We start from the raw sequence: 13,656 nt of genomic DNA, 5'->3' as shown, positions 1-13,656 counted from the left end.
TGTTGTGTTGTGAAGGCGGTGGGGCGGTGCCGTGTGTGCGTGCTCGTCAGTCCAGGGCTGGCATGTAATCAACGCAGCCTGTCATCCCGCCAGCGCAGCGTAGAGCCCCGTCACCTTGTCCATGCTGGACAGCAGGTTCTCGCTGGCCACGAATACATCCGACACCAGCCGTGCCGTGTTGCCCGTGGCGTTGCCGGCCTGCATGCGCTGCAGGGCGGCATCGAAGAAAACCCACTGCCCGTCGGCCAGCAGCAGCTCCTGGCGGATGCGGTCGTTGGCCTCGGGCGCCTTGCGCAGCACCTCAGTGGCCGCGACGAATTCGGTGCGCGCCTTGGCGATTTCAGTGGTGGCCGCCGCAGCGTCCACCGGCAGCAGCGCCGCTAGGTAGAACTTGGCCATGCGCTGGCTCAGCATGCGCTGGCGGCCGGCCAGGTTGACCAGGTGGCCCACGGGCTTGCCCGAGGCGGCTTCGTACTGCACGGTGCCCAGGTGGGCCAGGGCCAGCACCTTGGCGTCGGCCTGCAGCATGGCGGCGGCGCCAGCCAGTGCGGGCGGCGCGCCGAGCAGCGTGGCCTTGTGGGCGGCCCAGGCGGTGTCGAGCTGGCCGTAAGTCTCGCGGATGGTCGGTGTGGGCGCGTAGGCCTTGAGTTCGGCCAGCTGGCGCTCGAACAGCGCCACGGACTGCTCCAGCACCTGGCGCGCCGCGGTCTCCTGCACCTTGTGCGCGATGGCCAGCCAGGCCTTGCCCATGCGCTGGCTGAGCATGCGCAGGCGCCCGGCCTTGTTGATGGCGTCGTTGAGGTTGGCGACCTGCGCGTGCGCTGGCCGGGGCACCCAGGCCAGGGCGCAGGCCACGGCACCGCCGCCTGCGGTGATCAGCAGGGTTCTGCGGTGCAGGGCGGCGGGCAGGCGGGCGGTGGCGGCAGTCTTCATCGTGGTGGCCTTGGAGTGACGTTGCGCTGGTGTGTGGCGGTTGGCAGTTGCAGGGGTGGCGGCTCAGTCCGCGCTCGACGGGCCGAACATCAGCTGGTCGCGGATCTCTTCGACCGCGCGGCCCTCGCGCAACAGCTCGAAGTACCAGCTGCCGTCCACCGTGTCGCCATACAGGCAGGCGCCCACCAGCTTGTTGTCCTTAATGACGAGCTTCTTGTACATGCCGGTCATGGGGTCGCTCATCACGATCTCTTCGGTGTGTTCGTCACCCTGGAAGTCGCCGGCCGAGAACAAATCGATGCCTGTCACCTTGAGCTTGGTGGAGGTCTGCGAGCCCTGGTAGCGGTCGATGCCCATCTCTGCCAGGTGGTTGGCCAGCACCTTGCCCTGCTCGAATAGCGGGGCCACCAGGCCGTAGGCGACGCCCCGGTGCGCGGCGCATTCGCCCACTGCGTAGATGCGGGCGTCGGTGATGGTCTGCAGGGTGTCGCTGACCACGATGCCGCGGTTCACGTGCAGGCGCATCTTTTCGGCCAGCGCGGTGTTGGGGCGCACGCCCACGGTCATCACCACCAGGTCGGCGGGCACCGTGCGGCCGTCCTTGAACTTCACCGCCGTGACGCGGCCGTCGGCGCCGCCCACCAGCTCTTGCGTCTGGGCGTTGAGGAGGAAATTCATGCCGCGCTCCTGCAGTGTGTGCTGCAGCATGCGGCCGGCCACGTCGTCGAGCTGGCGTTCCATGAGCGTTTTGCCCACGTGCACCACGCTCACCGTCATGCCGCGCTTCATGAGGCCGTTGGCGGCCTCCAGGCCCAGCAGGCCGCCGCCGATGACCACGGCGTGCTGGTAGGTGGCGGCAGCGTCGATCATGGCCTGCGTGTCGGCAATGTCGCGGTAGGCGAGCACACCGGCCAGGTCCTTGCCGGGCACGGGCAGGATGAAGGGATTGCTACCGGTGGCCAGGATCAGCCGGTCGTACTCGGCCGTGACCACATCGCCCGCGCTGTTGGTGGCGCTGACCACGCGGCGCACGCGGTCTACCTCGTTCACCGTGAAGCCGGTGTGCAGCGCAATGTGGTGGTCGGCATACCAGGACCAGTCGTTCAGGATGATCTCGTCGAGGGTCTGCTCGCCCGCCAGCACGGGCGACAGCATGATGCGGTTGTAGTTGGGGTGGGGCTCGGCGCCGAAGACCGTGATGTCGTACAGGTCGGGGGCAATCTTGAGCAGCTCTTCGAGGGTGCGCACGCCGGCCATGCCGTTGCCTACCATCACCAGTTTGAGCTTTTTCATTCATGACTCCTTCTGCGCCACTGCGGGGCCAGTGCGAAAAACAAAAAAGGCGTCCCTCACGATGCTGCCTCGATCCATCTCGAAACGGCATGTGGGGACGCCTTTGTCCGGGCAACTCTTCCGTGCGCCATTGCAAGGGGGAGCCGCGAGACCCCGAAGGGTCGTTGGTGGTGTAAAGCAATGCCTGTGCCAGTCGCTGCGCACTGATGTGGGGCGGCACACGGCGCGGCGGCTGGGTGGTGGTGCGCATCGGCCCCAGGGCTGCGCAGGCGCTGGGTGCGGGCGCCCTGGCCTGGCGCGGCATGCACCACCTTGGGCATGAAACCTGCATGAAGCTGGTGCATGAGTTTTGAACTGGACTTTGGCTACACCTCCGAGGCAGGGCGCAAGCCGCTGAACGAGGACTTTGCCGCGCTGGTGGCCGGGCAGGGACGCGACCGCGAGCGGGGTGCCATTGCTGCCATTGCCGATGGTGTGAGCACCGGCGGCAATGGCCGCGAGGCCGCGCAGACCACCGTGAACACGCTGGTGAACGACTACTTCGCCACGCCCGACACCTGGGACACCACCGTGGCGCTGGACCGCATCTTGAGTGCGCACAACGGCTGGCTGGCGTCCATGAACCGGCGCCGCCAGCCCGCGGTGGGGCTGACCACGCTCACGGCCCTGGTGCTGCGGGGGCAGTCGTACACGCTGGCCCATGTGGGCGACACGCGCGCCTACCTGCTGCGCGGTGGCCGCCTGCAGTTGCTGACCACCGACCACGTGATGGCGCAGCGCGACTTCGCGCACCAGATCACCCGTGCCATGGGGCTGGATGACCACGTGGTGGTCGACTACAGCCAGGGCGAGCTGCACAGCGGCGACCTGTTTGTGCTGCTGTCCGACGGCGTGCATGGCAGCGTGCCCGAGCGCGAGCTGCGCCACCTGCTGCGCGAGGGAGGCACAGCGCAGGCCTTGAGCGATGCGCTGACCGAAGCCGCACTGCGCCGCGGCAGCAACGACAACGTGACCGCGCTGGTGGTGCGCGTGCAGGGCGTGCAGGAGGCCACGCTGCAGGACGAGTCCCGCCGCGCCCAGGACCTGCCCGTGCTGCCGCTGCTCAAGGTGGGCGACCAGGTCGACGGCCTCACGGTGACGGCGCTGGTGGCCGACAGCGGCATCCACCGCATCTACCAGGTCCGCGATGCCGGGCGCGAGGGCGCCACGCAGCGGCTGTACGCCCTCAAGACCCTGCTGCCGTCGCGCGCCCATGACGCGGAAGAACGCGCCACGCTGGCCCACGAAGCCTGGGTGGCGCGGCGCATGCAGTCAGGCCAGGCGGCCACGCATCTGGCGCGGCTGAACGACTGGCCGCCCCACGACGCGGCCACCGTTTCCAGCGCCATCGCGGACGAGGCCGCGCCCCCCGGCGCCAGCGCCTTCTACCTGCTGTACGACTGGCATGCGGGCGCCACGCTGGGCCAGCGCCTGCGCCCCCGCGAGCACCTGAGCGTGGCCCAGGCCCTGGCAGTCACCGTGCAGGCCGCGCGGGTGCTGGGCTGGCTGCACCGCCAGGGCGTAGTGCACCGCGACATCAAGCCCGACAACCTGCACCTGGGCGACGACGGCGTGCTGCGCGTGCTGGACCTGGGCGTGGCCCTGTCCGGACGCGAACCCGCCGCCACGCGCCGCCTGCACGCAGGCACGCCCACCTACATGAACCCCGAGCAGTGGCCGGGCTACGAGCGCAGCGCGGACACAGAGGGGCAACTGCCCGATGCCGGCAGCGACCTGTTCGCCCTGGGGGTGACGCTGTACCAGCTGCTCAGCCAGGGCCGCCTGCCGTATGGCGACGTCGTGCCGTACCAGCTGGGTCGCTACCACCGCGATCCGGTGGCCCCCAGCCGCCACCACCCGGGTGTGCCGATCTGGCTCGATCACATTGCCTTGAAGGCAGTGGCGCGCCAGCGTGCGCAGCGGTTCGAGACGGCAGAAGAAATGCTGCTGGCGCTGGAGCGTGGTGCGTCACGTCCGTTGGGCTCTACCGGTCCCCAGCCTTTGATGCAGCGCGACGCCATGGCGCTGTGGAAGATCGCGCTGGTCGTGAGTGTGTTGGTGAATGTGCTGCTGGTGTATTGGCTGGTGTTTTTGCCGAGGTAGGGCGGGGATGGTGATGCTATCAAAAAAGTAGCTGGTAGCGCTTGTCCAGAAAGCGTTAGGGGCATTTTTAGTTTGAAGTGCAGCGCTTTGCTGCGCCTTGAGCCGCCCCAGCGCTTAACCACCTGGCGCGGCGGTGCCTTGACTCCCTCTCCCCTTGCGGGAGAGGGCGGGGGGAGAGGGGGGTGCTACTACGGGGCGCACTGCCTGTTCTGCCCTCTCTCCCCAACCCTCTCCCGCGAGGGGAGAGGGGGTTTTCAGGGCGCTGCATGAAGCGTGCGGACGCGGAGGGTTGGGGCCCCTCAAACCTTTGTATGAACGCCCTTTTACCGAAAGGTCGGCAAGCGTTGCGCGCTTACGTGCTCACGCACGTCATGCGCTGCGCGCCCGCCCACCCTTCTCCGCCCACGTCCGTGTCCAGCGCTGCTGCATTACCCGCAGCAGCACCAGCATGGCCAGCGCGCACACGGCAATCCCCACGAAGCCCCACAGGTACGTACCCGTGTACTGGCGCGAGATACCCATCCCATTGGGGATCAGGCCGCCGCCCAGTGCGCCGATCTCGCCGATCATCGATCCCGCCACCGCCGTGGTCAGCGGCCAGCGCAGGGGCACCAGTTGGAACAGTGCGCCGTTGCCTGCGCCCAGGGCTGCAAAGCACAGCAGGAACAGCAGCATGGTGACAGGCAGCGAGTTTTCCGCCAGGCCGCACAGCACCATGCTCACCGCGGTGATGGCCAGCACGCCGGTGAGCGTGTTGACGCCGCCCCAGTGGTCCGACAGCCAGCCGCCGAAGATGCGCAGGGCCGCGCCCAGAAAGGCCGCCATCATCGTCAACTGGCCAGCCTGCACCTTGCTCACGGCGAACTGGTCGCTGAAGTAGCTGGGCAAGAACGTGGTCAGGCCGATAAAGCCGCCAAACGTCACCGCGTAGATCAGACTGAACGCCCAGCCGTCCTTCTCGAACAAACAGGCGATGTGGTCGCAAAAGCTCGAATGCGCTGCCAGGTCTGGCGGCTCCTTGGCGTAGATGGCCATCACCAGCGCGGGCACGGCCACGCTCACCGCGGCAAAGCCGTACACGGCCTGCCAGCCAAACTTTTGCGCCAGTGCGGGTGCCAGCAGGGCTGCCACCGCCGTGCCCACGTTGCCCGCGCCCACGATGCCCATGGCCAAGCCCTTGTAGCGCGGCGGGAAGGAGCCCGAGCCCAGCGACAGCGCCACGCCGAAGCTCGCACCCGCCACGCCCAGCAGCACGCCCATGGCCAGCAGGTCGTTGTAGGTGTGCACCAACAAGAAGCCATAGCCCATGGCGAAGAAGATGCCCGCCATCTCGACCAGCGTGGCGTTCTTGCGCCCGATGTACTGCGCGAGGATGCCCAGCGGAAAGCGCATCAGCGCACCCGCAAAGATGGGGATCGACAGCATCATGCCCATCTGCGTGGGCGTGAGGTTGAAGGTCTCGCGGATGAAGGGCGCCATCGCGCCGTTGATCACCCAGATGGCGCACGAGAAGCCGAAGTAGAGAAACGACGACCACAGCGTGGGTGCGTGGCCGGATTTGAGGAACTCTCGGAATTGAAGCATGGCTGTCGTGTGCGAAGAGCGAGAAGGCTGCGATGGCGGGGGGCCATCTGCAACCGGGCCAGAAAAACAAAAAAGGCGCCTGCACGGACCACGCAGGCTGCTGTGTGCAGCCTGTACGTATTCCATGAAGACGCCGACGTCCTGTTCGCCCAATCCGCCATTGCACCGGGCTGACACGCAGCCAGCTTTGGCTGCAGCCTCAACGAAGCAATGGCTATGCCAGCTGCTGGTGCTGCGCTTCTTCAAGCTCTTTCAGGCCGTGCCGCTTGATGTATATGGATTCTTTGCTATCTATTTTGATGTAAAGCCCCTGCAGATCTCTGCAATGGTGCGCTTCAACGTGGGGGCCGGGCCTGCAGTTGGTGCGTTGCACCAGGATGGTGATTTTTTGCACCCAGCACATTTAATAGTTTCAAAAAACCTGTTTCGCGTCTTAGCATGTGCCTGGCTTTCAGAACGGCCGCGTTCTCCCAATGGGGTGCGAGGCATCTCCACGAAAGGGTTTCCATGCGCGTCAATCTCCCGGTCAGCACGCAAGAATATGCCTTCCCCAAGGGTGAGACCCTGGTCTCGACCACCGACCTCAAGGGCCGCATCCTCTACTGCAACCCGATGTTCATCGAGGTCAGCGGGTACGAAAAGGAAGAGCTTCTGGGCCAGCCCCACAACATGATCCGGCACCCGGACATGCCCGAGGAGGCCTTCCGCGACATGTGGGAGACCATTGCCAGCGGGGCGCCCTGGTCGGCTGCGGTCAAGAACCGCCGCAAGGACGGCTCCTTCTACTGGGTGATGGCCAACGTCACACCGCTGATGCAGGGCGACCAGCCCACCGGCTACATGTCGGTGCGCACCGAGGCCACGCGCGAGCAGATCAACGCGTCCGACCAGCTGTACCGCCAGATGCAGGCCGAGAAACAGGCGGGCGCGCAGGTGCACGTGCTGCGCGCCGGCCAACTGGTGAAGAACACCTCCTGGGGACGTCTGGCCAACGCGGTGCGCCTGGGGCCCATGGGCAAGATGATGCTGTGCACCTTGCTGCTGGTGATCGCCTCCTTTGGCGCCGCCTGGCTGGGCGGGCACCAGATGACGGTTGCATCCACCGTGGCATGGGTGGCGGTGGCGCTGCTGGCGCTGGGCGTGGCGTCGTACCTGCACAAGGCAACGGTCGCGCCACTGGCGCAGATGCTGCGCTGGGCCAACCGCATGGCCGCCGGCGACCTCACGCAAAAGATCACCGCGTCGCGCAGCGACACCGTGGGCGACCTGCAAAAAGCGCTGGCGCAGCTCAACGTGAACCTGCTGTCCATCGTGCGCGACGCGCGCCAGGAGAGCGAGCACATGCAGGTCTCTACCCGCGAGATCGCCCAGGGCAACCAGGACCTGTCGTCGCGCACCGAGGCGCAGGCCAGCAACCTGCAGCAGACGGCGGCATCCATGGAGGAGATCACCGGCACCGTCAAACAGACGGCCGAGTCCGCGCGACAGGCCACCGTGCTGGCCACGCAGGCCACCCAGGTGGCCGAGCGCAGCAGCGAGGCGGTCGATGGCGTGGCCAGCACCATGAAACAGATCCAGGCCGCGTCCGGCCGCATCAGCGAGATCACGCAGCTCATCGACTCCATCGCGTTCCAGACCAACATCCTCGCGCTCAACGCTGCGGTCGAGGCCGCGCGCGCGGGCGAGCAGGGCCGGGGCTTTGCGGTCGTGGCGTCGGAAGTGCGCAGCCTGTCGCACCGCACGCAGTCGGCCGCCAAGGAGATCCGCCAGCTCATCGACGACTCGGCCCACAAGGTGAGCGAAGGACACGAAAAGACCGACGCCGCCCAGAAGACCATGACCGAATCCCTCGAGCTGGTGCGCCGCGTGAACACGCTGATCGGCGAGATCCACAGCGCCTCCAACGAGCAGCTCAGCGGCATCTCGCAGGTCAACTCGGCCGTGGCGCAACTGGACACCATCACGCAGCAGAACGCCGCGCTGGTGGAGGAAAACGCCGCCTCGGCCATGCAGCTCAACGGCCAGGCGCAGACCATGACCGAGACGGTGCAGGTATTCCGCATCGACGCGTCGGCGCCAAACCAGGCGCGGGATGCGGTGGCACTGCGCAAGGAGATGAAGGGCAAGACCGAGTCGTCTTCGAGCCGCGAGCTGGCAGCGGTGTAAGGCCCCAAGCTCGCCGGCACAGCCTGCCCCAGCTTGGCCAGGCTGCAGCGCGTTTGCAATAGATGCCGCTTCAATCAGCACCACCAGGGGGCCGACTTCGCGGGGGCACAGATAGCGTCCCCACGTTCCCCCCGGAGGATGCCGCTCAGCGGCTCAGCAGGAGCTAGGTACTCCCGCGCACCGTCAGCTCGAAGCCCAGGTCCACCGAGTTCTGATCCGGCAGTTCACCGCGCATCAGCGCCAGCAGCATCTGCGCACTGGCCTCGCCAATCGCCGAACGCGGTGTGCGCACGGTGGTCAGCGGCGGCAGCATCTGGTCGCTGCCCGCCAGGTCGTTGAACCCTGCAATCGCAACCTGCGCCGGTACGGACAGCCCCAGCCGGTGCGCCGCCAGCACGCCGCCTTGCGCCAGATCGTCGTTGCAGAAGAACACGGCATCCACGCCGGGGCGGGTGCGCAGCACTTCTTCCAGCAGCTCGGCGCCCAGTCGGATGGAGGACGGCTGGGCGCTGAGCAGCTCCAGCCGCGGGTCGTACAGGCCCGCCTCGCGCAGGCAGCGGCGGTAGCCTTCGGCGCGCTGCAGGGTGCGCGGGTCCAGCTGCGCCGCGACGAAGGCGATGTGCTTGCGGCCCTGCGCGAGCAAATGCGCCGTCATGGCATGGCCTGCGTCCTGCTGCGAAAAGCCCACGCAGTACACGCCGAGTGCGGACGTCATCTCCATCAGGTGCACGCAGGGCACACCGCTGGCGGCGATCATCTGGCGCGATGCCTCGGTGCGGTCAAAGCCCGTCACCAGCAGGCCCGCCGGGCGGTGGGCCAGGTAGGTGCGCAGCAGTTGCTCTTCTTCCTGCGGGTCGTAGTGCGTGACGCCGATCAGCGCCTGGTAGCCGTGCGGGAACAGCGTGCGGTGCACGGCGTCCAGCACGTCGACGAACAGTGCGTTAGACAGCAGCGGCACCAGCACCGGCACCTGCACGCTGCGTTGCGACGCCAGGGCGCGGGCGGCGGGGTCGGGCACATAACCCAGTTGCTGCGCGGCATCCTTCACACGCTGCACCAGCTCCTGGGCCACACCCCGCTCGCCGCGCAGTGCGCGGGACGCGGTGATGGGGCTCACCCCGGCAGTTTTGGCCACGTCGCTGAGCGTGGTGCGGCCGCTGGAGCGGCGTCGGGACTCTGGTTTGTTCAAAGGGTTAACCCGGATTGGTGTGGGCTGTGATCTGGTTAGGATAGCGCTGTCCATAGGCTTGGACAAGGCGAATGCCTGATTTTTACCCGAAGAGGCTGAAATTTCCTCTGTATTTTGAGCATCCCGCAAGGATGCTTTTTCAAAAGTTCGTTGGATAGCGCTACCAATATGAATTTTGTACCGTCATCGGTGTTTCTGGTGGTCATGGGCGTGGCAGGTTGCGGCAAGTCCAGCCTGGGCTCCGCTCTGGCCCAGGCCGAGCGCCTGCCCCTGATCGAAGGGGACGACCACCACAGCCCCACCAGCCGAGAAAAGATGCGCCAGGGCATCGCGCTCACCGACGCCGACCGCGAAGGCTGGCTCGCCACGCTGGGCCAACTGCTGCAGGCGCACCCGCAGGGCGTGGTGCTGACCTGCTCGGCGCTCAAGAAGGCGTATCGCGACCGCCTGCGCGCTGCGTGCCCCGGCCTGCGCTTCGTGTTTCTGGAGATTGACCGTGTCAGCGCCGGCCAGCGTGTGGCGGCGCGGGCGGGTACGCACTTCTTTTCGACCGCACTGGTGGACAGCCAGTTCGCCACGCTCGAGTCGCCTGTGGGCGAGCCCGGGGTGTTGCGGCTCGATGCCACGGTGGACTTGGCAACCCTTCAACAACAGGCGTCCGCCTGGATTGCAGCCACGGAGGCAGCATGAGCAACACATCGTCCCCACCCGATTCCCCCACACCCCGGCCGACCGGGCGCTTGACGCGCACCGCCGAGGCCCTGATGGCCGCCTGCCTGGGCGTGATGGCTGTGGCCGTGTTCGTCAACGTGGTACTGCGCTACGGATTTGGCAGTGGCGTGGTGGCCAGCGAAGAGCTGTCGCGCCTGCTGTTCGTCTGGATGGTGTTCATCGGCGCGGCAGCCGCCTACCCGGCGGGTGAGCACATGGCCTTTACCACGCTGGCGGGCCTGCTGGCGCGCCGCCCGGCCGCTTTCGCCGTGTTGACTGCGGTGATCCGCCTGCTGGTGATCGCGGCCTGCGCAATGCTCGCGTGGGGCGCCTGGCAGCAGGTGGTGGTGGGTGCGGACAGCCATTCGGTCGTGCTCGGCTATTCGTCGGCCCTGCTACCGCTGCCGGCCTTTTTGTGTGCGGTGGCCATTGGCGTCATGGCGCTGGTCGAGCTGATTCAACGCAAGCCGCTGGACCTCGGTCACGGCGCCGAGCTGGAGTGATGGCCATGGGTGCAGAAGCGCAAGCTTTCATCGTTTTTTCTGTCGGCATGCTGGCGTTGATGGCCACCGGCATGAACATGGGCCTGGCCCTGGTGCTCACCGGGGCCGGCATGGCCTGGGTGCTCGATTTCTGGGACACGCAGCTGCTGGCCCAGAACCTGGTGGCCGGGGTCGACAGCTTTCCGCTGCTGGCGGTGCCATTCTTCATTCTTGCGGGCGAGTTGATGAACTCGGGCGGCATCAGCCGCCGCATCATCGACATGGCGCAGGCCTGGGTGGGGCATATCCGCGGCGGCCTGGGCTACGTGGCTATCGGCGCGGCGGTGCTGCTTTCGGCCATGTCGGGCTCGGCCCTGGCTGATGCGGCGGCCATGTCGGCCATCCTGCTGCCCATGATGCGCAAGAACGGCTACCCGGTGGATTCATCGGCGGGCTTGATCGCCGCGGGCAGCGTGATCGGCCCCATCATCCCGCCGTCCATGGCCTTCGTGATCTACGGCGTGACCACCAACACGTCGATCTCGGCACTGTTCGTCTCGGGCGTGGTGCCCGGGCTGATCATGGGCGCGGGCCTGATCGTGGCGTGGCGCTGGGTGCTGCGCGGCATGGTGCTGCCGGCCGGCCCCGCGCCGCTGCCGATGCGCGATCGCTGGCGCTCCACCGGCAAGGCCTTCTGGGCGCTGCTCATGCCGGTGATCATCATCGGCGGCATGAAGTCGGGCATCTTCACGCCCACCGAGGCGGCGGTGGTGGCTGCGTTCTACGCGCTGGTGGTGGCGCTCTTCGTGCACCGCGAGATTCGCGTGCCTGAGATCTATGGCGTGCTGGTGCGCGCCGCCAAGACTACGGCCATCGTGATGTTCCTGTGCGCTGGCGCCCAGGTGGCCAGCTACATGATCACCCTGGCCGACCTGCCCAGCGTGCTGACCGGCTGGCTCGGGCCGCTGGTCGAGAACCCTCGCCTGTTGATGACGGTGATGATGATCGTGCTGGTGCTCATCGGCACGGCGCTCGACCTCACGCCCACCATCCTGATCTTCGCGCCCGTGATGCTGCCCATCGCCGTCAAGGCGGGGATCGATCCGGTTTACTTCGGCCTGATGTTCGTGCTCAACGGCTCCATCGGCTTGGTCACGCCGCCGGTGGGCACCGTGCTGAACGTGGTGGCGGGCGTGGGGCGCATCTCCATGCCCACCGTGATCCGCGGCGTGAACCCGTTCCTCTTGACCTATGTGCTGATCATGGCGCTGCTGGTGGTGTTCCCGCAGATCGTGACCGCGCCTGTGCACTGGATGAGGTAACGCCTCGCACTGATTTTTTCCGTGTATTTCTTTCGTTCGCCAATGGAGACAACCATGAAGACTTTCCGCCGTACCCTGCTGGCCGCCCTGTCGGTAGCCGCTCTCGCAACATCGTTCCAGGCTGCCGCCCAGGACTTCAAGCCGCGCATCATCCGCTTTGGCTATGGCCTCAACGAAGTGTCCAACCAGGGCCGCGGCACCAAGCTGTTTGCGCAAGAGGTCGAGAAGGCCTCGGGCGGCAAGATGAAGGTGCGCGCCATCGGCGCCGCGGCGCTGGGTTCGGACCTGCAAATGCAGCAGGCACTCATCGGCGGCGCGCAGGAGATGATGGTCGGCTCCACCGCCACGCTGGTGGGCATCACCAAGGAAATGGCCATCTGGGACACGCCTTTTCTGTTCAACAACGCCAAGGAAGCCGACGTAGTGTTGGACGGCCCCGTCGGCCAGAAGGTGATGGACAAGCTGCAGGAAAAGGGCCTGGTGGGCCTGGTGTACTGGGAGAACGGTTTTCGCAACCTGACCAACAGCAAGCGCCCCGTCACCAAGCTCGAGGACATGAACGGCATCAAGCTGCGCGTGATGCAGAACAACGTCTTCCTCGACAGCTTCAAGACCCTGGGCGCCAACGCCGTGCCGCTGCCGTTCTCTGAGCTGTTCTCGGCGCTGGAGACGAACACCGTCGACGGCCAGGAGAACCCCTACAACACCATCCTGTCGAGCAAGTTCTACGAGGTGCAGAAATACCTCACCGTGACCAACCACGTCTACAGCCCCTGGATCGTGCTGGTCAGCAAGAAGTACTGGGACGGCCTGTCGAAGGCCGAGCAGAAGGTGCTGCTCGATGCCGCCAAGAAGAGCCGCGACTTCGAGCGCCAGGACACGCGGGATGAGGCCAACAAGGCACTGGCCGATTTGAAGGGCAAAGGCATGCAGGTCAACGAACTGTCATCCGCCGAAGCCAGCCGCATGCGCGAGAAACTGGGCGCCGTGAATGCCAGCATCGCGACCAATGTGGGTGAAGACCTGTGGAAGGAAGTGCAGGGCGCGGTGGCTGCGGCGCGCGGCGGGAAGTAAGCCAGGCTTCAGACCAAAGAAAAAGGCCGAGGCCCCTGGGGGCCTCGGCCTTTTTTGCATTGCAGCCAGAGCTGCAGTCTGCGGATTACAGCGAACCGATTTCGCCCGAAGAGATCCGGCCGGTGCGCAGGGCTTCTGCTGCCTGGGCCTGCACGGCAGCGCGGTCGGCCGTAGAAGTAAAGGACAGGACGCGCGAGCCGGAAGGAATGGTGCTGCTGGTGGCGGCAACGGTCGAGGCTTCGGCCATCACTTCGGCACGGGTGCGGTTGGTGTCGTACTTGGCGGCGAATTGCGAAGCGTCGGCTTCGTCAGCGTGGGCGCCGAAGGCAGCGAAAGCGGACACAGCGGCGATGGAGAGGAAGCGTGCGGTCTTGTTCATGATGGAACTCCAGGGTAATTTTTAGAAATCAGGTTGTTTACTTATCAGCGAGAGGCAGGCGTTGAATCCGTGGGATTCAGATCAGCCTTGCTCACCCGAAGGGATCTGGCCAGTGCGAACGGCGTCAGCAGCCTGGGCACGCACGGCAGCGCGGTCAGCCGTGGACTTGTAGGTCACGACGCGGGAGCCTGCTGGCTCGATGCTGCGGGTCTGAGCAACGCTGGAAGCTTCTGCAGCCACTTCAGCGCGGGTGCGGTTGGTGTCGAACTTGGTGGCGAATTGCGAAGCGTCAGCTTCGTCGGCTTGGGCGCCGAAGGAGGCGAAAGCGGCAACGGCGGCGATGGAGAGGAAGCGTGCGGTGTTGTTCATGATGAAAGTCCT

At 66.2% G+C, this 13,656-nt stretch carries 13 protein-coding genes and 1 pseudogene; 7 read left to right on the top strand and 7 right to left on the bottom strand.

What is annotated here, in order from left to right:
• Positions 1–81 precede the first annotated feature (81 nt).
• Both ACSQ3N_RS19685 and ACSQ3N_RS19680 read right to left on the bottom strand, forming a co-directional pair.
• On the bottom strand, positions 82–933 hold the full coding sequence (locus ACSQ3N_RS19685) for a type IV pili methyl-accepting chemotaxis transducer N-terminal domain-containing protein (RefSeq protein ID WP_436147218.1): 852 nt from the start codon (positions 931–933) through the stop codon (positions 82–84).
• Between the two features lie 72 nt (positions 934–1,005).
• Positions 1,006–2,226: pseudogene (locus ACSQ3N_RS19680) on the bottom strand (NAD(P)/FAD-dependent oxidoreductase); the annotation flags it as partial.
• A 206-nt stretch (positions 2,227–2,432) separates the two neighbouring features.
• Between ACSQ3N_RS19680 and ACSQ3N_RS19675 the strand changes: the two are divergent.
• Complete coding sequence (locus ACSQ3N_RS19675) at positions 2,433–2,579, top strand: hypothetical protein (protein ID WP_436147217.1); 147 nt, start codon at positions 2,433–2,435, stop codon at positions 2,577–2,579.
• Positions 2,569–4,368 (top strand): protein kinase domain-containing protein, encoded by a 1,800-nt coding sequence (locus ACSQ3N_RS19670; protein WP_436147216.1) that lies wholly within the window; start codon positions 2,569–2,571, stop codon positions 4,366–4,368. Before ACSQ3N_RS19675 ends, ACSQ3N_RS19670 begins: the two co-directional genes overlap by 11 nt.
• 369 nt (positions 4,369–4,737) lie before the next feature.
• On the opposite strand, the gene ACSQ3N_RS19665 is transcribed toward ACSQ3N_RS19670, so the two are convergent.
• Both ACSQ3N_RS19665 and ACSQ3N_RS19660 read right to left on the bottom strand, forming a co-directional pair.
• Complete coding sequence (locus ACSQ3N_RS19665; RefSeq protein WP_436147215.1) at positions 4,738–5,952, bottom strand: MFS transporter; 1,215 nt, start codon at positions 5,950–5,952, stop codon at positions 4,738–4,740.
• A 214-nt stretch (positions 5,953–6,166) separates the two neighbouring features.
• The gene (locus tag ACSQ3N_RS19660; protein WP_436147214.1) at positions 6,167–6,346 is read right to left on the bottom strand and encodes a hypothetical protein; all 180 of its coding nucleotides are present in this window, start codon (positions 6,344–6,346) and stop codon (positions 6,167–6,169) included.
• Positions 6,347–6,459: 113 nt separating this feature from the next.
• On the opposite strand from ACSQ3N_RS19660, the gene ACSQ3N_RS19655 reads away from it, so the two are divergent.
• Positions 6,460–8,118, top strand: a complete 1,659-nt coding sequence (locus ACSQ3N_RS19655; protein ID WP_436147213.1) for a methyl-accepting chemotaxis protein — start codon at positions 6,460–6,462, stop codon at positions 8,116–8,118.
• Between the two features lie 163 nt (positions 8,119–8,281).
• Here the strand turns inward: ACSQ3N_RS19655 and ACSQ3N_RS19650 are convergent, their stop codons facing one another.
• Positions 8,282–9,307 (bottom strand): LacI family DNA-binding transcriptional regulator, encoded by a 1,026-nt coding sequence (locus ACSQ3N_RS19650; RefSeq protein ID WP_436147212.1) that lies wholly within the window; start codon positions 9,305–9,307, stop codon positions 8,282–8,284.
• A gap of 204 nt (positions 9,308–9,511) precedes the next feature.
• Between ACSQ3N_RS19650 and ACSQ3N_RS19645 the strand changes: the two genes are divergently transcribed.
• Genes ACSQ3N_RS19645 through ACSQ3N_RS19630 form a run of 4 tightly spaced genes read left to right on the top strand, consistent with a single transcriptional unit; the run spans position 9,512 to position 12,896 of the window.
• On the top strand, positions 9,512–9,997 hold the full coding sequence (locus tag ACSQ3N_RS19645) for a gluconokinase (RefSeq protein ID WP_436147980.1): 486 nt from the start codon (positions 9,512–9,514) through the stop codon (positions 9,995–9,997).
• Entirely contained in the window at positions 9,994–10,521 is a 528-nt protein-coding gene (locus tag ACSQ3N_RS19640) for a TRAP transporter small permease (RefSeq protein WP_436147211.1), read from the top strand. The genes ACSQ3N_RS19645 and ACSQ3N_RS19640 overlap by 4 nt, the downstream gene beginning before the upstream one ends.
• 5 nt (positions 10,522–10,526) lie before the next feature.
• Complete coding sequence (locus tag ACSQ3N_RS19635; RefSeq protein WP_436147210.1) at positions 10,527–11,822, top strand: TRAP transporter large permease; 1,296 nt, start codon at positions 10,527–10,529, stop codon at positions 11,820–11,822.
• A 54-nt stretch (positions 11,823–11,876) separates the two neighbouring features.
• Positions 11,877–12,896, top strand: coding sequence for a TRAP transporter substrate-binding protein (locus tag ACSQ3N_RS19630; RefSeq protein ID WP_436147209.1), 1,020 nt, complete (start codon positions 11,877–11,879; stop codon positions 12,894–12,896).
• 85 nt (positions 12,897–12,981) lie between these two features.
• On the opposite strand, the gene ACSQ3N_RS19625 is transcribed toward ACSQ3N_RS19630, so the two are convergent.
• Positions 12,982–13,275, bottom strand: coding sequence for a DUF4148 domain-containing protein (locus tag ACSQ3N_RS19625; RefSeq protein WP_436147208.1), 294 nt, complete (start codon positions 13,273–13,275; stop codon positions 12,982–12,984).
• 81 nt (positions 13,276–13,356) lie between these two features.
• Positions 13,357–13,644, bottom strand: a complete 288-nt coding sequence (locus ACSQ3N_RS19620) for a hypothetical protein (RefSeq protein ID WP_056170388.1) — start codon at positions 13,642–13,644, stop codon at positions 13,357–13,359.
• Positions 13,645–13,656: the final 12 nt, after the last annotated feature.

Source organism: Acidovorax sp. LjRoot194 (genome assembly GCF_964253015.1).
Classification (GTDB): domain Bacteria; phylum Pseudomonadota; class Gammaproteobacteria; order Burkholderiales; family Burkholderiaceae_C; genus Acidovorax.
Note: the sequence above shows the minus strand (reverse complement) of the source record. Positions and strands in the feature narration are given on the sequence as shown.